This is a genomic window from Streptomyces montanus, assembly GCF_005786655.1.
In the GTDB taxonomy this organism is placed as follows: Bacteria; Actinomycetota; Actinomycetes; order Streptomycetales; family Streptomycetaceae; genus Streptomyces; species Streptomyces sporangiiformans.
The window spans coordinates 85,169-99,410 of the sequence record NZ_VBZC01000005.1; the positions used below are offsets into that span (position 1 = coordinate 85,169).

Below are 14,242 nucleotides of genomic sequence, written 5' to 3' on the forward strand. Positions count from 1 at the left end.
CCCGCTCGCCGGGGCCGATCAAGTGGTGAACCGGCCGCCGTTGGCCAGCAGCACGGCGCCCACCAGGTTCGCCGCCGCATCGCTCGCGAGAAAGAGGGCGATGTCGGAGATCTCCTCCGGCGTCGCGTACGGGCGCACCCGCGGATCGGCGAAACCGGCGCGCAGCGCCTCGGGCGTGCGGGCCGCCATCCCCGTCTCCGTCGGCCCCGGAGCCACCACGTTCACACGGATCCCGGACGCGACGACCTCTTTGGCCACAGCCTGACTCAGGGCGTGCACGCCCGCCTTGGAGGCGGCGTAGTGCGGATAGCCGACGGGGGTGTCGAAGGCCGACGACGAACCGATCACCACGATCGCCCCGGCCCCGGCGGGTCGCATGGCCCGCACCGCGGCGCGCAGGACATGGAACGTACCGTCCAGGTTCACCCGCATCACGCGCCGCCAGGAAGCGTCGTCGAGGGAATCGGTCATCTCGATCGGCCGCCCCTCGACCAGCGCGTCCGCTATGCGTTGCTTGGCCTCGGGGTCATCGACCCCGGCCGCGTGCACCAGGACGTCCAGTCGCCCGTACCGGTGCAGTACGTCCCGCACGACCGCGTCGACGGCCGCCGCGTCCGCCACGTCGAGCGCGACCGCGCGAGCGGCGGGCAGCCCCACGGCTACAGCCGCGGCGCCTTCGCCGTTCACGTCCGCCAGGACGACGGCCCGCGCTCCTTCCGCGGCCAACTGGCGCGCGACCGCGGCACCCATGCCGGAGCCGGCGCCCGTCACCATCGCGATCCTGCCCGCGAACCTGCCTGTCTGCCCCTCGCCGCCCGTCAAGGCACTCTCCCTTCGCCATGCCTGGAATCTATTGAACTGACTTCACCTCTGTTACCGTGACGGCCGCGGGGATGACAAGACCTGGGACGGTGACGATGAGGGCACTGCGGCTGACGGCCTGGGGCGAACCCGCGACACCGACCGAGGTCGAGCGGCCCGTCCCGCACGGCACCGAGGTGCTGGTTCGCGTCGAAGCCGCTGGACTGTGCCACTCCGACCTGCATGTCATCGACGGGGCGCCCGGGGCGCTCCCTTACCGGCTTCCGTTCACCCTCGGCCACGAGGTAGCCGGGCGGGCCACGGCGCTGGGGCCCGACGCCGAAGGAGTGACGGCCGGTCAACGCGTGGTGGTTTACGGACCGTGGGGCTGCGGCGCCTGCGATCGCTGCGCCGCGGGCCGGGACAACTACTGCGACCGGCGCGACACCCTCCCCTGGCACGGCGTGGGACTGGGCCGGGACGGCGGAATGGCCGAGTACCTGCTCGTCCCGTCCGCACGCCATCTGGTGCCGATCGACGACTTGCCGGCCGTACAAGCGGCTCCGCTCTCCGACGCGGGCCTGACGTCGTATCACGCCGTGGCCGGGCTGCGAGACGCGCTCGGGGAGGGCAGCACCGCCGTCGTCATCGGTGTCGGCGGGCTCGGACACCTGGCGGTGCAGATCCTCCGAGCGACCACCGCGAGCCGCATCCTGGCGGTCGACGTCCGGGAGGATGCCCTGGCTCTCGCGGACCGCTCCGGCGCGGACTTCGGCACCCTGGTGCGGGCGGACACCGCGCGTGTCCTGCGGACGCGGAGCGGCGGCGCGGGGGCGGACGCCGTACTCGACTTCGTCGGCACCGATCGAACGCTGGAACTCGCGATCAGCATTCTGCGCCCGGGCGGTGTACTCGCCGTCGTGGGCAGCGGCGGCGGCCGGCTGACGGTCGCCAAGCCGGGCGTTCTCCCACCGGGGTTCAGGCTCTCACTGCCCTTCTGGGGAACCCGCCCCGAGCTCGCCGAGGTCATCGGGCTCGCACGCTCCGGGGCCATCCGGGTCGAGACGGAGCGGTTCCCGCTGTCCGCCGCACCGGAGGCCATCGGCCGACTCCGCCGGGGCCAGGTGCGGGGACGGGCCGTACTCGTCCCCGACTGACCACGTGCACGGGCAACCCAGTGCCCTCTGACCACTCCTACTGAAGGGAAGCTCGGGATGCGCTTCGACGGAAAGGTCGCGATCGTCACCGGAGGGGCCCGGGGCATGGGCGCCTCACACGTCCGCGGATTGGCCGCGGAAGGCGCCCGGGTCGCCGTCTGCGATCTGCTGGACGACGAAGGAAAGGCTCTGGCCGAGGAACTCCCCCACGCGCAGTACCACCACCTCGACGTCACCGACGAAGAGGCATGGCAGTCGGTCGTCCGCACGGTCGAGGACACTTTCGGCGCGGTGGACGTCCTGGTCAACAACGCTGGGATCATTCACTTCGGCGGCGTGGAAGAGCAGTCGCCCGAGCAGTTCCGCCGGATCCTCGACGTCAACCTGGTCGGTGCCTTCCTCGGTATGCACACCGTCCTGCCCGGCATGCGCGCCCGCGGTCAGGGGGCGGTCGTCAACATCTCCTCGGCCGCCGGCCTCATGGGCTTCGCCGACGGCATCGGTTATGTGGCGAGCAAGTGGGGGGTACGGGGGATGACCAAGGCCGCGGCGCTGGACATGGCGGGCACCGGGGTGCGCATCAACTCCGTGCATCCGGGCGTCATCCGCACGCCGATGGGTGTGGGTGCCTCACCCGAACTGTTCGCCCACCAGCCGGTACCGCGCATCGGGGAGCCCGAGGAGGTCACCCGCATGGTGCTCTTCCTCGCGAGCGACGACGCCTCCTACACCACGGGCGGCGAGTTCCTCATCGACGGAGGCCAGACCATCGGCCACGCCGGTCGGGCCCACGCGACAGTGGAGGGGTGAGTACGCATGCCGGACCACCAGACGGTCGACCTGCTCGTCATCGGGGCGGGAATGGCCGGACTGACCGCGGGCGCGAGAGCCGTACGCAACGGGCTGTCCGTCCTGGTCGTCGAGGTCAGCGGTGACATCGGGGGATCCGCACGCTACGCCGGTTACGCCTGGACCGCGCCGAGCCACGAGGTGATGGAGCGGCACAACCCGGGCGGCGAGGCCTCGCTCAAGCGCGCCCTCGTGGACCGCTTCCAGGACGGTATCGCGTGGATTCGCAGCACGGGGGTCGAGGCCAAGGACGCTCAGCCCATCCTCAGCTTCGGTCAGGGGCACCAGTTCGACACCCATCACTACGTCGACACCTGCCGGCGCATCATCGTCGAGGCGGGCGGCGAACTGCTGCTGACCACCGATACCGAGCGGCTCCTCCTGGAGGACGGGGCCGTGACCGGAGCGGAACTCGTCACGGGCGACGGCACGCGACGAACAGTGCGGGCCACGTCCACGCTCCTTGCCACGGGAGGCTTCCAGGGGGACGTGGCCCTCCGTAACCAGCTCGTCCATCCCCATGCCGACCGCATGGAACTGCGCTCCAACCCCTGCAGCCGCGGGACCGGCTACCGCCTGGCGACCGCCGCCGGGGCCTCCACCGGACTACCCGGGGCCGGCTTCTACGGACATCTGATCCCGAGCGGCATCCCGCTCGCGGACCCGTCGGACTTCGTCGACCTGTCGCTGTACTACAGCGAGCACGCGCTGCTGTTCAATCTGCTGGGCGAGCGGTTCACCGACGAGACGCTGGGCGACCACCTGACGACGATGGCGCTGATGGAGCAGCCCGAGAACCGCGGTCTCCTCATCGCCGACGCCCGCGTGTTCCGCGACTGGGTGGTGGGCTCGTATGTGAAAGGGGCGGTCGCCGTCGACAAGTTCGCGCTGGCCGGCAAACGGGGCGGTCGGGTCGGTTTCGCCGAGGACCTCGACGAACTCGCCTACCTTCCCGAGGAGTGGGGATACGACGGGCCGACCGTCCGCACGGCCGTCGAGCGGTTCAACGCCCGGACGGCGGCGGGTGAGGAGCCGGTGCCGGGCCGCCGGCTCGATCGCCTGCCGCTCGACGAACCGCCCTACTACGTCGTCGAGGCAGTACCGGCCATCACGTTCCCGTTCCACGGCATCCGCATCGACGACCGGGCACGGGCTCTGAGAGAGGACGGCGAGCCGGTCGACGGGCTCCTCGCCGCCGGTTCGGACACCGGGGGCCTGTGGTACCGGGCCTACGCCGGCGGCATCGCGTCGGCCCTCGTGTTCGGACTCACCGCGGCCGACACCGCGACGCTTCGTACCGCGCCTCATGGCAGGAGGCGCACCCAGTCGGTTGCGGGTCCCGTGTCCCGGGAAGGCACGGCGACGACCGGCCGTGAAGTCCGGCCGATCGCCCATCCCCGTGGCGAGGTCCGGGCGTCGGATTTTCGCGTCGTCGAGGTCGAGGTCCGGCAACCGCGGGCGGGTGAGGTGCTGGTCCGGAACACCTGGACATCCGTCGACGCCGCCCTCCGGCTGCGGCTCAGGGAGACGGCACCACCGGGATACTTTCCGGCCTTCCCCCTCGAAGAGCCGATGGAGGGGATCATGACCGTCGGGGAGGTCGTGGAATCCCGCGCCGACGGGTTCGCCCCCGGCGACACGGTGTGGCATGCCGCCGGCTGGCGCGACTACGCGGTCGTCGAGGCGGAGAAGGAAGCGCTCGGCGGTGTCGGCACGCTCACCAAGCTCGACGTGCGCGCCGCACCACCACAGTTCTACCTCGGTGCGCTCGGCGGCAATGGACTCACCGCCTATGCCGGCCTCTTCCATGCCGCGGGCCTGCGTGACGGCGACGTCGTGTGGGTTTCCGCCGCGGCCGGCGCCGTCGGCAGCCTCGCCGCTCAGATGGCGAAGATCCGCGGGCATCGTGTCATCGGCAGCGCCGGTTCCGACGAGAAGGTGCGCTACCTCCTGGAGGAGCTCGGTCTGGACGCCGCGTTCAACTACAAGCGCGGCGCCCTCCCCGACCTCTTGCGCGAGGCGGCTCCGGACGGCATAGACGTGTACTTCGACAACGTCGGTGGAGACCATCTCGAGGCCGCCCTCGGGGCGCTGCGGAGGTCGGGCCGGGTCGCGATCTGCGGCATGGTCTCGGAGTATGCGGCGGAGGAGCCCCAGCACGGCCCCGGAAACCTCATGTTGGCAGTGACGAAGGGCCTGACGATTCGCGGCTTCCGAGGCAGCGCCCACACCCACTTGCTACCCGAGATGACACGGCATGTGGGCGCATGGATCCGCGAAGGCCGCCTCCGCTGCCACGAAACGATCATCGATGGGCTGCCGCAGGCCCCGGCGGCACTGGCGGGGCTACTGCGGGGCGACAACACCGGCAAGACGCTTGTGCGGATCGATGGCTTCACGCATCGTGAGAGCGCCATCGCCTGAGGCTGACCCCGTGGGGGCCTGGGCGTTCACCGAGCCCAGCGCCGTTGCCGACGTCGCTACCCTCATCGGTGCACACCACTCATGACGCACGCCCGGCGCACGGCACCTCGATCGAGCCGATACTGAACTGAAATAAGTCCAACATCTGCCCCACCTGGCGGCGGCCCGGCCGTGCGAGACCTGCCTCTCCACCGCACTCCCGCACCCTTGCCTGGCCACCGCTCACTACTGCGGCGCCACCCGTGCCAACCCCGTCAACCCCTCTTCCAGCGCGCGGCTGCGCATACTATTGCCTAACCGAGTTCAGTTTGGTAATTTCCACGAAATCTTGGCCATCCAGCCACCGTCCAGCGCTAAATCCGCTCGGTTGTGCGCCGGTTCGGCCGGAGCCGGTTTCACATAAGGGAGCCGAGAATGAGATCAGATCCGCGACGGCGCGGGACTTTGCTCATCCTGCTATCGATCACCACACTCCTGCTCGCCGCGTGCGGCGGCGGCAATGACGACAACGCCGAATCCAAGGTCGTGCCCGCATCGGCGGGCATGGACGAACTGGTCGCCGCAGCGAAGAAAGAAGGAAAGATCACGGTCTACTCGGCCCAGGATCTGACCGCCCTCAACAACCTCGCGAAGGCCTTCGAGTCCAAGTACCCGGGCATCGACGTGAAGACCGTCCGAGGCACCGACGGTGACCTCGGAGTGAAGGTCGAGACGGAGTTCAACAGCGGCAAGGGGATCGCCGACATGTATGTCAGCGCGAGCCTGTCCTGGGTGAAGCCGCAGGCCGAGGCCAAGCGGTTCCTGTCGCCGACCGGTCCCGAACTGACCGGCAAGGGCGACTACGACACCAAGAAGTACGTCCACGACGGCAACTACTTCGAGACCAACTCCGCAGTGCTGACATTCGGTTGGAACACCAAGCTCTACCCCGAAGGGCTGACCGACTACACGGACCTGCTCGACCCGTCGCTCGCCGGCGGAAAGATCGGCGTCATCGAGCCGACGGCGCCGTCGATCGTCGACTTCTACCTGTGGCTGGAGGAGACGTACGGCGCCGACTTCGTGAAGAAGCTGGCCGCCCAGAAGCCGCGCATCTACCCCAGCGCCCTGCCCATGGGTGAGGCGCTGCAGTCCGGCGAGATCGCCGCCGGCAGCTTCGTGGCGCCGATCGCGCTCGATCCCGCCAAGAAGAAGGGCGCGCCGGTCGACTACCGCATGCCCCCCAACGGCGCGTGGGGTGCCCGGTATTACGGCATGGTGCTGGAGAGCGCCCCGCACCCAAATGCCGGCCAGCTGTTCGCCAACTTCATGGTGACCGCCGAGGGGCAGAAGCTGATCACGCCGTCGGCGGGCTCGGTGCTGCCCAAGGTCCCCGGCACAGTGATAACCAACGACAAGGTACGCGTGCAGGATCCGGCCAAGCTCACACCGGATGCCGTGGCCGCGTACCAGAAGAAGTGGAAGTCCCTGTTCAAGTAGGGCAGTGGGCGGCATCTGCCAGGACCGACGCACAACAGTGTGGGCACCCGCGCCGACGGGTGCCCACACACCTGATCTTTGGATATCTGGATATAAGGAGTCCCCCGTGTCCCACGTGCGCATCGAGGGTCTGACGAAAAGGTTCGCCGGCAAGCCACCTGCGGTCGCCGTGGACGACCTGTCGCTGGAGATCGAGCCGGGCGAGTTCATCGTTCTGCTCGGCCCGAGCGGCTGCGGGAAGACCACGACTCTGCGCTGCCTGGCCGGTCTGGAGACGCCCGACGAGGGACGCATCTCGCTGGGCGACCAGATGGTGCTGGACGTACGCGGGAAGGTGAACCTCCCCCCGAACAAGCGCCGGATCGGAATGGTGTTCCAGTCGTACGCGCTGTGGCCGCACATGACGGTGCGCCGCAACATCGGATATCCCCTGAGGACCCGACGGGTTGCCCGTGAGCAGGCGCGCAGGCGGATCGACGAGGCGGCGGAGCTCGTCGACTGCGCCGCCCTGCTCGACCGCTATCCGGCGCAGCTCAGCGGCGGCCAGCAGCAGCGGGTCGCCCTGGCCCGCGGCCTGGCCGCCCAACCCGACCTGGTGCTCTTCGACGAGCCGCTCAGCAACCTCGACGCCCGGCTGCGCGATCAGGTACGCGCCCAACTCCACGAGCTGCACGCACGACTGGGCTTCACCGCCGTATTCGTCACCCACGACCAGAGCGAGGCGCTGGCGCTCGGGGACCGACTGGCCATCATGAAGGCGGGGCGGATCGAGCAGCTCGACACACCGGAGCGGGTCTTCGAGGAACCCGCCACCGAGTACGTCGCCGGGTTCATCGGCATGTCGAACCGGCTTCCGCTCCGGCGTCAGGGCACGGGATGGATACTCGCCGGCGGTCCGGGCACCAACGAACAAACGGGCGAGGCGAGTTCATCGGGTGGCGCGAGCCGGCCGGTGGCCGACGAACTCCCGGTCCCTCGCTCGCACAGCGAGATCGCCGTCAGGCTGCGCCCCGACGACCTTCGCCTCTGTCCGGCCGAGGAGAAACCGCCGGCCCACGGCGTCGCCCTCGCGGCGGAAGTCGTCGACGCGCAGTTCGGCGGGCGGCACATGGACGTGGTCGTCGCGATCGCCGACAGTCGCCTGCACGCCCAGGCGCCCCTGACCGGCAAGCCATGGGCCCGGAGTCTGGCGCGCGGTCAGCGGGTGACCGCGTGGTTCGCCAAGGACGCGGCCCTCTACTACGACGCCGACGGGGCACGGGCAACCGCGCACGCCCCCGCCGCCGCAGTGGGGGCGTGACGTCATGGCCGCACCCGCCGTACCCGCCCCCTCCACCACGACGACACCGCCGCACCCGAATCCGCCGCGCCCGGCGGCGCTGGCCCGTGCGCGGCGCCACCTGCCGCGGCTCGGCGCGCTCGTCTTCCTGGCCGCCATCGGCTACCTGGTGATCGCCCCGCTGGTGGGCCTGCAACGGCTTGCCTTCGAGGACGACGCCCGTGGCTACAGCGCCGCCTTCGACAACCCGGACATGGCCGGGACGCTGCGTACGACGGCCGGTCTGGCGCTGGGCTCGCTGACCATCGCGCTCGTGCTCGGCACGTTCCTGGCCTGGGCGGCGACGCGTCTGCCGCCCCGGCTGCGACTGCTGCGCGTCCTGCCCATCCTGCCCATCGTGATCCCGGCCGTGGCGGCGGTGACCGGCTGGGCGTTCCTGTTCTCGCCCCGCCCCGGCTACCTCAACGCGGCGCTGCGCACCCTGCCCTGGTGGAACCATCTCGACGAGGGTCCCGTGGACATCTACACCCTGCCGTGGATCGTGCTCATCACCGGCTTCGGCCTGACCGCCTTCGTCTACCTGTTCGTCAGCGCCGGCTTCGGCAACATCAACGCGGAGCTGATCGAGGCGGCACAGGTCAGCGGATCGTCGGCCGCCGGGGTGTTCTTCCGGGTGACGCTTCCCCTGCTGCGCCCGACCCTGGTGTACGGGGGCTTTGTGGCCCTGCTCCTTGGACTCGGCCAGTTCACGGGACCGCTGCTGCTCGGCAGGAACAACGGCATCAACGTACTGACCACCGACATGTACGTCGCCGTGTCGCAGAGCCCGGTCGACTACGGCAGGGCCGCCGCGATCGGCTCACCGCTGCTGCTCTTCGGCATCGCCGTCGTCTTCTTCCAGAAGGTCGTCCTCGGCGACCACAGCCGCTTCGTCACGCACGGCGGCAAGGCGTTCCGGGCCGGCGGGCGGCCCTCGTGGGTGGCGGTCACGGGCATCGTCCTCTACAGCCTGGTGGCGCTGGCGCTGCCGCTGGGCGCGCTCACGGTGGTGTCGCTCTCCGCCTTCTGGAGCGGGAAGATCCAACCGAGCGGGTTCACGCTCGACAACTTCCGGCGCGTGTTCCAGGAGTCGGGGATCACCGACGCGATCGTCAACAGCCTCACCACTTCGGTCATCTCCGTCGCGATCGCGCTCCCGCTCGGTTTCATCGCCGCCTCGCTGCTGCTCAAGGGGCGCCGGTTCCGCATCATCCGGGCGGCGGTCGACTTCATCGTGGCGATGCCCCTCGGGATCCCCGCGGTGGTCTTCGGCGCCGGTTTCCTGCTGACGTACAGCCGCGAGCCGTTCATCCTGTACGGCACCCGAACCGTCATCGTGCTGGTCTATGTGACGCTGATGCTGCCCTTCGCCACCAGGATGCAGCTGTCCGGGATGGTGGCGCTCGGCGACACCTACTTGGAGGCGTCGCGGACCAGCGGGGCGGGCGCGCTGCGAACCAACACCGAGATCGTGCTGCCGCTGCTGCGCCCCACGCTCGCGGGTGCCGGAGCGCTGATGTTCGTGCTGCTCACCCACGAGTTCACCGCCTCGCTGCTGGTACGGGCGCCCACGACGCAGGTCATGGGCACCATCCTGTTCGACTACTGGTCCAACGGCTCGTACCCGCTGGTGGCGGCGATCGCACTGATCATGACGCTGGTGACGTCGGCGGGTGTCTTCGTGGCCATGTCCGTCGCGGGCTCCGACATCTTCGAGAAGCTCTGACCACCGGCTACACATCCTCGCGGACGGTGAGGAGGGCACCGATCCCGATCACGCAGACCAGCATGACGAAGAACGCCGGGGAGAGCAGGTTCCCGGTCCGCTGGACCAGGAAGGCCGCGATGTACGGAGCCGTACCGCCCGCCAGGACGGTGCCGATGTTGTACCCGATCGCCATGCCGGTGTAGCGGACCCGGCGTTCGAACAGACGCGGCCACAGACTGGCCGCCGGAACCTGCACGAACGCGCTGCTCAGCATGAAGATCAGGTAGGCCACCCCGGCCAGGGCCAGGCTCTGCCGGCCCATGAGGACCATCGCGGGGTAGGCGGTCACCAGGAATCCCAGCAGCCCGAGAAGCAGGACGCGACGGCAGCCGAACCGGGCGGCGAGCCAACCGGCCGGCACCATGAGCAGCACGGTGAAGAGCACGACGCCCGCGGTCATCCACAACACCAGCGTGGGGTCGTAACCCAGGTTGGTGGACAGGTAGATACCGATGTACGTCAGCCCGAGGAAGATGGCGCCGCCCTGTGCCATGGCCAGGCCGATGGACTGCAGGAGCGCCTTGCGGTGGGTGGACAGGACCTCTCGGATCGGAGCCGCGGGAATGTCGGCCTTTCGTGCGGCATCCTCGAACTCCGGTGTGTCCTCGATCCGTAGCCGGGCCCACAGGCAGAACAGAGTGAGCGGCACGGCCATCAGGAAGGGCAGCCGCCAGCCCCAGTCGGCCATCTGGTCCTTGGTGGTGACGGCGGAGATCACCCCGGCTGTCGCGGCGGCGAGCATGAACCCGAGATTGGATCCGATGGGTGTGACAGCACCGAGGAAGGCCCTGCGCCGGGGAGGCGCCGACTCGTAGATGTAGGTGTAGGCGCCGACCGACTCGCCACCCGTGGAGATGCCCTGCACCAGCCGGGTGAGGAGGAGCAGCACCGCGGCGGTCACACCGATCTGACTGTAGGTCGGCAGCAGCCCGGTGATGCTGCTGGCCACTCCCATGCACAGCACGGAGGAGACCAGCGCCTTGCGACGGCCCCACCGGTCACCGAGCCACCCGAAGAAGACGCCGCCGAGCGGCCGCACCACGAGGCCGGTGGCGAACACCGCGAGCGCCGCGAGCATCGAGGCCGCCGGATCGGCGCTCGGGAAGAACTGTGGCGCGATCACCACGGCGAGATAGCCGTAGACGCTGAAGTCGAAGTACTCGATCAGGGTGCCGAGGCTCCCGGCGAGCATCGCGCGACGCACCGTACGTGGTTCGTACGACGCTGATTCCGCCCCCTGTGCGGCGGACTGCTGGGTGGTGCTCATGATCCGACTCTCCTTCCCACGGCACGGTCCCTTGGCCTGTCGACGCCCGGAACGGTACCGAACTGAATTCAGTCCAGCTACCCTTGGCGCAGGCCTTTCTGCGGAACGCGAAGGGAGGAAGAGGGTGCGGAACTCGACGCCGTCGAGCTGTTCAACCAGGCGGCTCCAGCAGGGCTGGAGCCGCAACCGGCCGGGCTCTCACGGGCTCAGCGCGCGCCTGCCAGCCGCAACGCGAAGTCGCCGTACTGGTACACGACCTGGTCTTCCGTCAGGTCGCCGTGCTCGTGGTACCAGACGGGTACGCCCATCCCGAGGTCCAGGATCGCGTAGGAGGTCAGCTTCACCGTGGTGATGCTGAAGCGGTCGGCCTCCACGCCTTCGGTGAGCAACGTCCGGAAGGCCTGCTCGTAAGCCGCACGCCGCCGCAGGACCTCCGTGCGGTGGGGCTCCTCCAGACTGCGGATCTCCCGCGTTCCCACGAACGCTTCCAGCCGGTGCCGGGCGTGGTAGCGGACATGAGCCTCGGCGGCCCGGCGCAGGCGTTCCACGACGTCCTCGCAACCGGCCACCGCGATGCGATGGTTCCGCAGCAGGTCGTCCATCGTGCCCGTCATGATCTGGGTGAGCAGCTCCTGTTTGGACCCCACGTGCTTGTACAGACTCGGCCCGCGCATCCCCACCGCTTCGCCGATGTCGGCCATCGTGGTGGCGGCGTACCCGCGCTCGGCGAACAGGACGAGGGCCGCGTTCCGGATCTCCGCCGCGCGCGGTCCGGGAGCCCGGCCGGCCGTCGTACGACCAGTCGTGCTGCCCCGGGCAGCTGCCGCCGACTGGCTGCCGCGCTCTGACGTCACGCTTCCCCTGCCTTGTCCATCGGCCGGCGCCCCGTAGCCGCATGCGTTCAGCGCCCCGCCCAGCTCACCGTAACGCATCCGGGGCACGGTGATCCTCAGAGAGTGCCGCAGGTCGGCAGGTCGGCGGCTGCATCCAAGATGCGCCCCGGACATGAGTGTTCGCCCTTTCGGGTGAGGGCGTCGGGCTGTCAGACTCCGGAGGTGCCCGACTTCGACATGCTCGTCATCGGATCCGGCCCGGGCGGCCAGAAGGCCGCCATAGCGGCCGCCAAGCTCGGCCGCCGGGTCGCCGTCATCGACCGCCCCGACATGGTGGGTGGGGTCTCCATCCACACCGGAACCATCCCGTCCAAGACGCTGCGTGAGGCGGTCCTGTATCTCACCGGCCTCAGCCAGCGCGATCTGTACGGCCAGAGCTACCGCCTGAAGGAGGACATCACCGTCGCCGACCTGACCGCGCGCACCCAGCACGTGGTCGGACGTGAGGTCGACGTCATCCGCAACCAGCTCTCGCGCAACCACGTATCCCTCTTCGCCGGCACCGGCCGCTTCGTGGACGACCACACCGTCGCCCTGCGCGAAGTGACCGGCAATGAACGGTTGTTGAGCGCCCAGCACATCATCATCGCCACCGGCACCCGTCCCGCCCGGCCCGCGAGCGTCGAATTCGACGAGCGGACGATCATGGATTCGGACAACGTCCTCAATCTGGAACGGGTGCCGCGCTCCATGGTCATCGTCGGGGCGGGTGTGATCGGTATGGAGTACGCCTCCATGTTCGCCGCCCTCGGCAGCAAGGTCACGGTGGTCGAGCAGAGGCCGGGGATGCTCGACTTCTGCGACGTCGAGGTGATCGAGTCGCTGAAGTACCACCTGCGGGACCTGGCCGTCACCTTCCGTTTCGGGGAGACCGTCGCCGCGGTCGAACGTCATCCCCGGGGCACCCTGACCGTCCTGGCCAGCGGCAAGAAGATCCCGGCGGACGCCGTGATGTACTCCGCGGGCCGGCAGGGCCTCACCGACGACCTCGACCTGGACAAGGCCGGCCTGTCCGCCGACCGTCGCGGCCGGATCACGGTCGACGAGCACTACCGCACCGAGGTGCCGCACATCTACGCCGTCGGCGACGTCATCGGTTTCCCGGCGCTCGCGGCGACGTCGATGGAGCAGGGGCGTACGGCGGCGTACCACGCCTGTGGCGAGCCGGTGAGCCGCATGCACGGCCTCCAGCCGATCGGCATCTACACCATCCCGGAGATCAGCTTCATCGGGCGCACCGAGGACCAACTCACCGAGGACTGCGTGCCGTTCGAGGTCGGCATCTCCCGCTATCGCGAACTCGCCCGGGGGCAGATCATCGGCGACTCGCACGGCATGCTCAAGCTGTTGGTCTCACCGGACGACCGCACCCTGCTCGGCGTGCACTGCTTCGGCACCGGAGCCACCGAGCTGATCCACATCGGCCAGTCCGTCATGGGCTGCGGCGGCACGGTCGACTACCTGGTCGACGCGGTGTTCAACTATCCGACGCTCGCGGAGTCCTACAAGGTCGCCGCCCTGGACGCGACCAACAAGATCCGGCAGATCGACCGGCTCAGGGACTGACCTGAGGCCCGACCCGAACCGGCCGGTGGTGGTGCCTGCGCGGACGCCACCGGCCGAGGGCATAAGCTCGACGGATGGCGAAGTACTTCGACGTGCACCCCGACAACCCCCAGCCGCGCACCATCGGCCAGGTGGCCGAGAGCATCCGCTCGGGCGCCCTTGTCGTCTACCCCACCGACTCCTGCTTCGCGCTCGGATGCCGGCTGGGCAGCCGTGACGGCATCGACCGGATCCGTTCGATCCGCAATCTCGACGACCGCCACCACTTCACCCTGGTGTGCCAGAACTTCGCGCAACTCGGCCAGTTCGTCCACGTCGACAAGGACGTCTTCCGCGCCATCAAGGCATCGACACCCGGCAGTTACACCTTCATCCTCCCCGCGACGAAGGAAGTACCGCGCAAGCTGCTCCATCCGAAGAAGAAGACCGTCGGAGTCCGTATCCCCGACCACGTCGTCGCCCAGGCCCTGCTGGCCGAACTCGGTGAACCGCTGCTCTCGAGCACCCTGCTCCTGCCCGACGAGGAGGAAGCGATGACCCAGGGCTGGGAGATCAAGGAACGGCTCGACCATGTGGTGGACGCGGTGGTCGACTCCGGGGACTGCGGCACCGAGCCCACGACCGTCATCGACTTCTCCGGCGGCGAGGCCGAGATCATACGCCGGGGAGCAGGCGACACCACCAGGTTCGAGTGACCCTCCCTCCCGTCCGCGAGGCGCT

General features: G+C 69.2%; 11 protein-coding genes. 8 read left to right on the forward strand and 3 right to left on the reverse strand.

The window, feature by feature from the left end; all coding sequences use genetic code 11:
• Nucleotides 1-18 precede the first annotated feature (18 nt).
• Nucleotides 19-822 carry an SDR family NAD(P)-dependent oxidoreductase gene (locus tag FE633_RS05585; RefSeq protein WP_246113439.1) on the reverse strand — a complete coding sequence of 268 codons (804 nt, stop codon included), beginning with the start codon at nucleotides 820-822 and terminating at the stop codon, nucleotides 19-21.
• A 95-nt stretch (nucleotides 823-917) separates the two neighbouring features.
• Between FE633_RS05585 and FE633_RS05590 the strand changes: the two genes are divergently transcribed.
• The 6 genes from FE633_RS05590 (at nucleotide 918) to FE633_RS05620 (ending at nucleotide 9,754) form a co-directional block, all read left to right on the forward strand.
• Entirely contained in the window at nucleotides 918-1,958 is a 1,041-nt protein-coding gene (locus tag FE633_RS05590; protein ID WP_138044104.1) for an NAD(P)-dependent alcohol dehydrogenase, read from the forward strand.
• Nucleotides 1,959-2,015: 57 nt separating this feature from the next.
• On the forward strand, nucleotides 2,016-2,768 hold the full coding sequence (locus FE633_RS05595; RefSeq protein WP_138043958.1) for an SDR family oxidoreductase: 753 nt from the start codon (nucleotides 2,016-2,018) through the stop codon (nucleotides 2,766-2,768).
• A 6-nt stretch (nucleotides 2,769-2,774) separates the two neighbouring features.
• Nucleotides 2,775-5,231, forward strand: coding sequence for an FAD-binding protein (locus FE633_RS48090; protein ID WP_246113441.1), 2,457 nt, complete (start codon nucleotides 2,775-2,777; stop codon nucleotides 5,229-5,231).
• 414 nt (nucleotides 5,232-5,645) lie between these two features.
• Nucleotides 5,646-6,710: an extracellular solute-binding protein gene (locus FE633_RS05610; protein WP_138043959.1), complete on the forward strand. Its 1,065-nt coding sequence runs from the start codon at nucleotides 5,646-5,648 to the stop codon at nucleotides 6,708-6,710.
• 106 nt (nucleotides 6,711-6,816) lie between these two features.
• Nucleotides 6,817-8,010, forward strand: coding sequence for an ABC transporter ATP-binding protein (locus FE633_RS05615; protein ID WP_138043960.1), 1,194 nt, complete (start codon nucleotides 6,817-6,819; stop codon nucleotides 8,008-8,010).
• Between the two features lie 4 nt (nucleotides 8,011-8,014).
• Complete coding sequence (locus FE633_RS05620; protein WP_138043961.1) at nucleotides 8,015-9,754, forward strand: ABC transporter permease; 1,740 nt, start codon at nucleotides 8,015-8,017, stop codon at nucleotides 9,752-9,754.
• A gap of 7 nt (nucleotides 9,755-9,761) precedes the next feature.
• Here FE633_RS05620 and FE633_RS05625 read toward each other — a convergent pair whose 3' ends face one another.
• Entirely contained in the window at nucleotides 9,762-11,063 is a 1,302-nt protein-coding gene (locus FE633_RS05625) for an MFS transporter (protein WP_138043962.1), read from the reverse strand.
• 206 nt (nucleotides 11,064-11,269) lie between these two features.
• Nucleotides 11,270-11,917 carry a TetR/AcrR family transcriptional regulator gene (locus FE633_RS05630; RefSeq protein WP_138043963.1) on the reverse strand — a complete coding sequence of 216 codons (648 nt, stop codon included), beginning with the start codon at nucleotides 11,915-11,917 and terminating at the stop codon, nucleotides 11,270-11,272.
• Between the two features lie 201 nt (nucleotides 11,918-12,118).
• On the opposite strand from FE633_RS05630, the gene sthA reads away from it, so the two are divergent.
• Both sthA and FE633_RS05640 read left to right on the forward strand, forming a co-directional pair.
• Nucleotides 12,119-13,522 carry a Si-specific NAD(P)(+) transhydrogenase gene (gene sthA, locus FE633_RS05635; protein WP_138043964.1) on the forward strand — a complete coding sequence of 468 codons (1,404 nt, stop codon included), beginning with the start codon at nucleotides 12,119-12,121 and terminating at the stop codon, nucleotides 13,520-13,522.
• Between the two features lie 74 nt (nucleotides 13,523-13,596).
• Nucleotides 13,597-14,217 carry an L-threonylcarbamoyladenylate synthase gene (locus FE633_RS05640; protein ID WP_171059814.1) on the forward strand — a complete coding sequence of 207 codons (621 nt, stop codon included), beginning with the start codon at nucleotides 13,597-13,599 and terminating at the stop codon, nucleotides 14,215-14,217.
• Nucleotides 14,218-14,242: the final 25 nt, after the last annotated feature.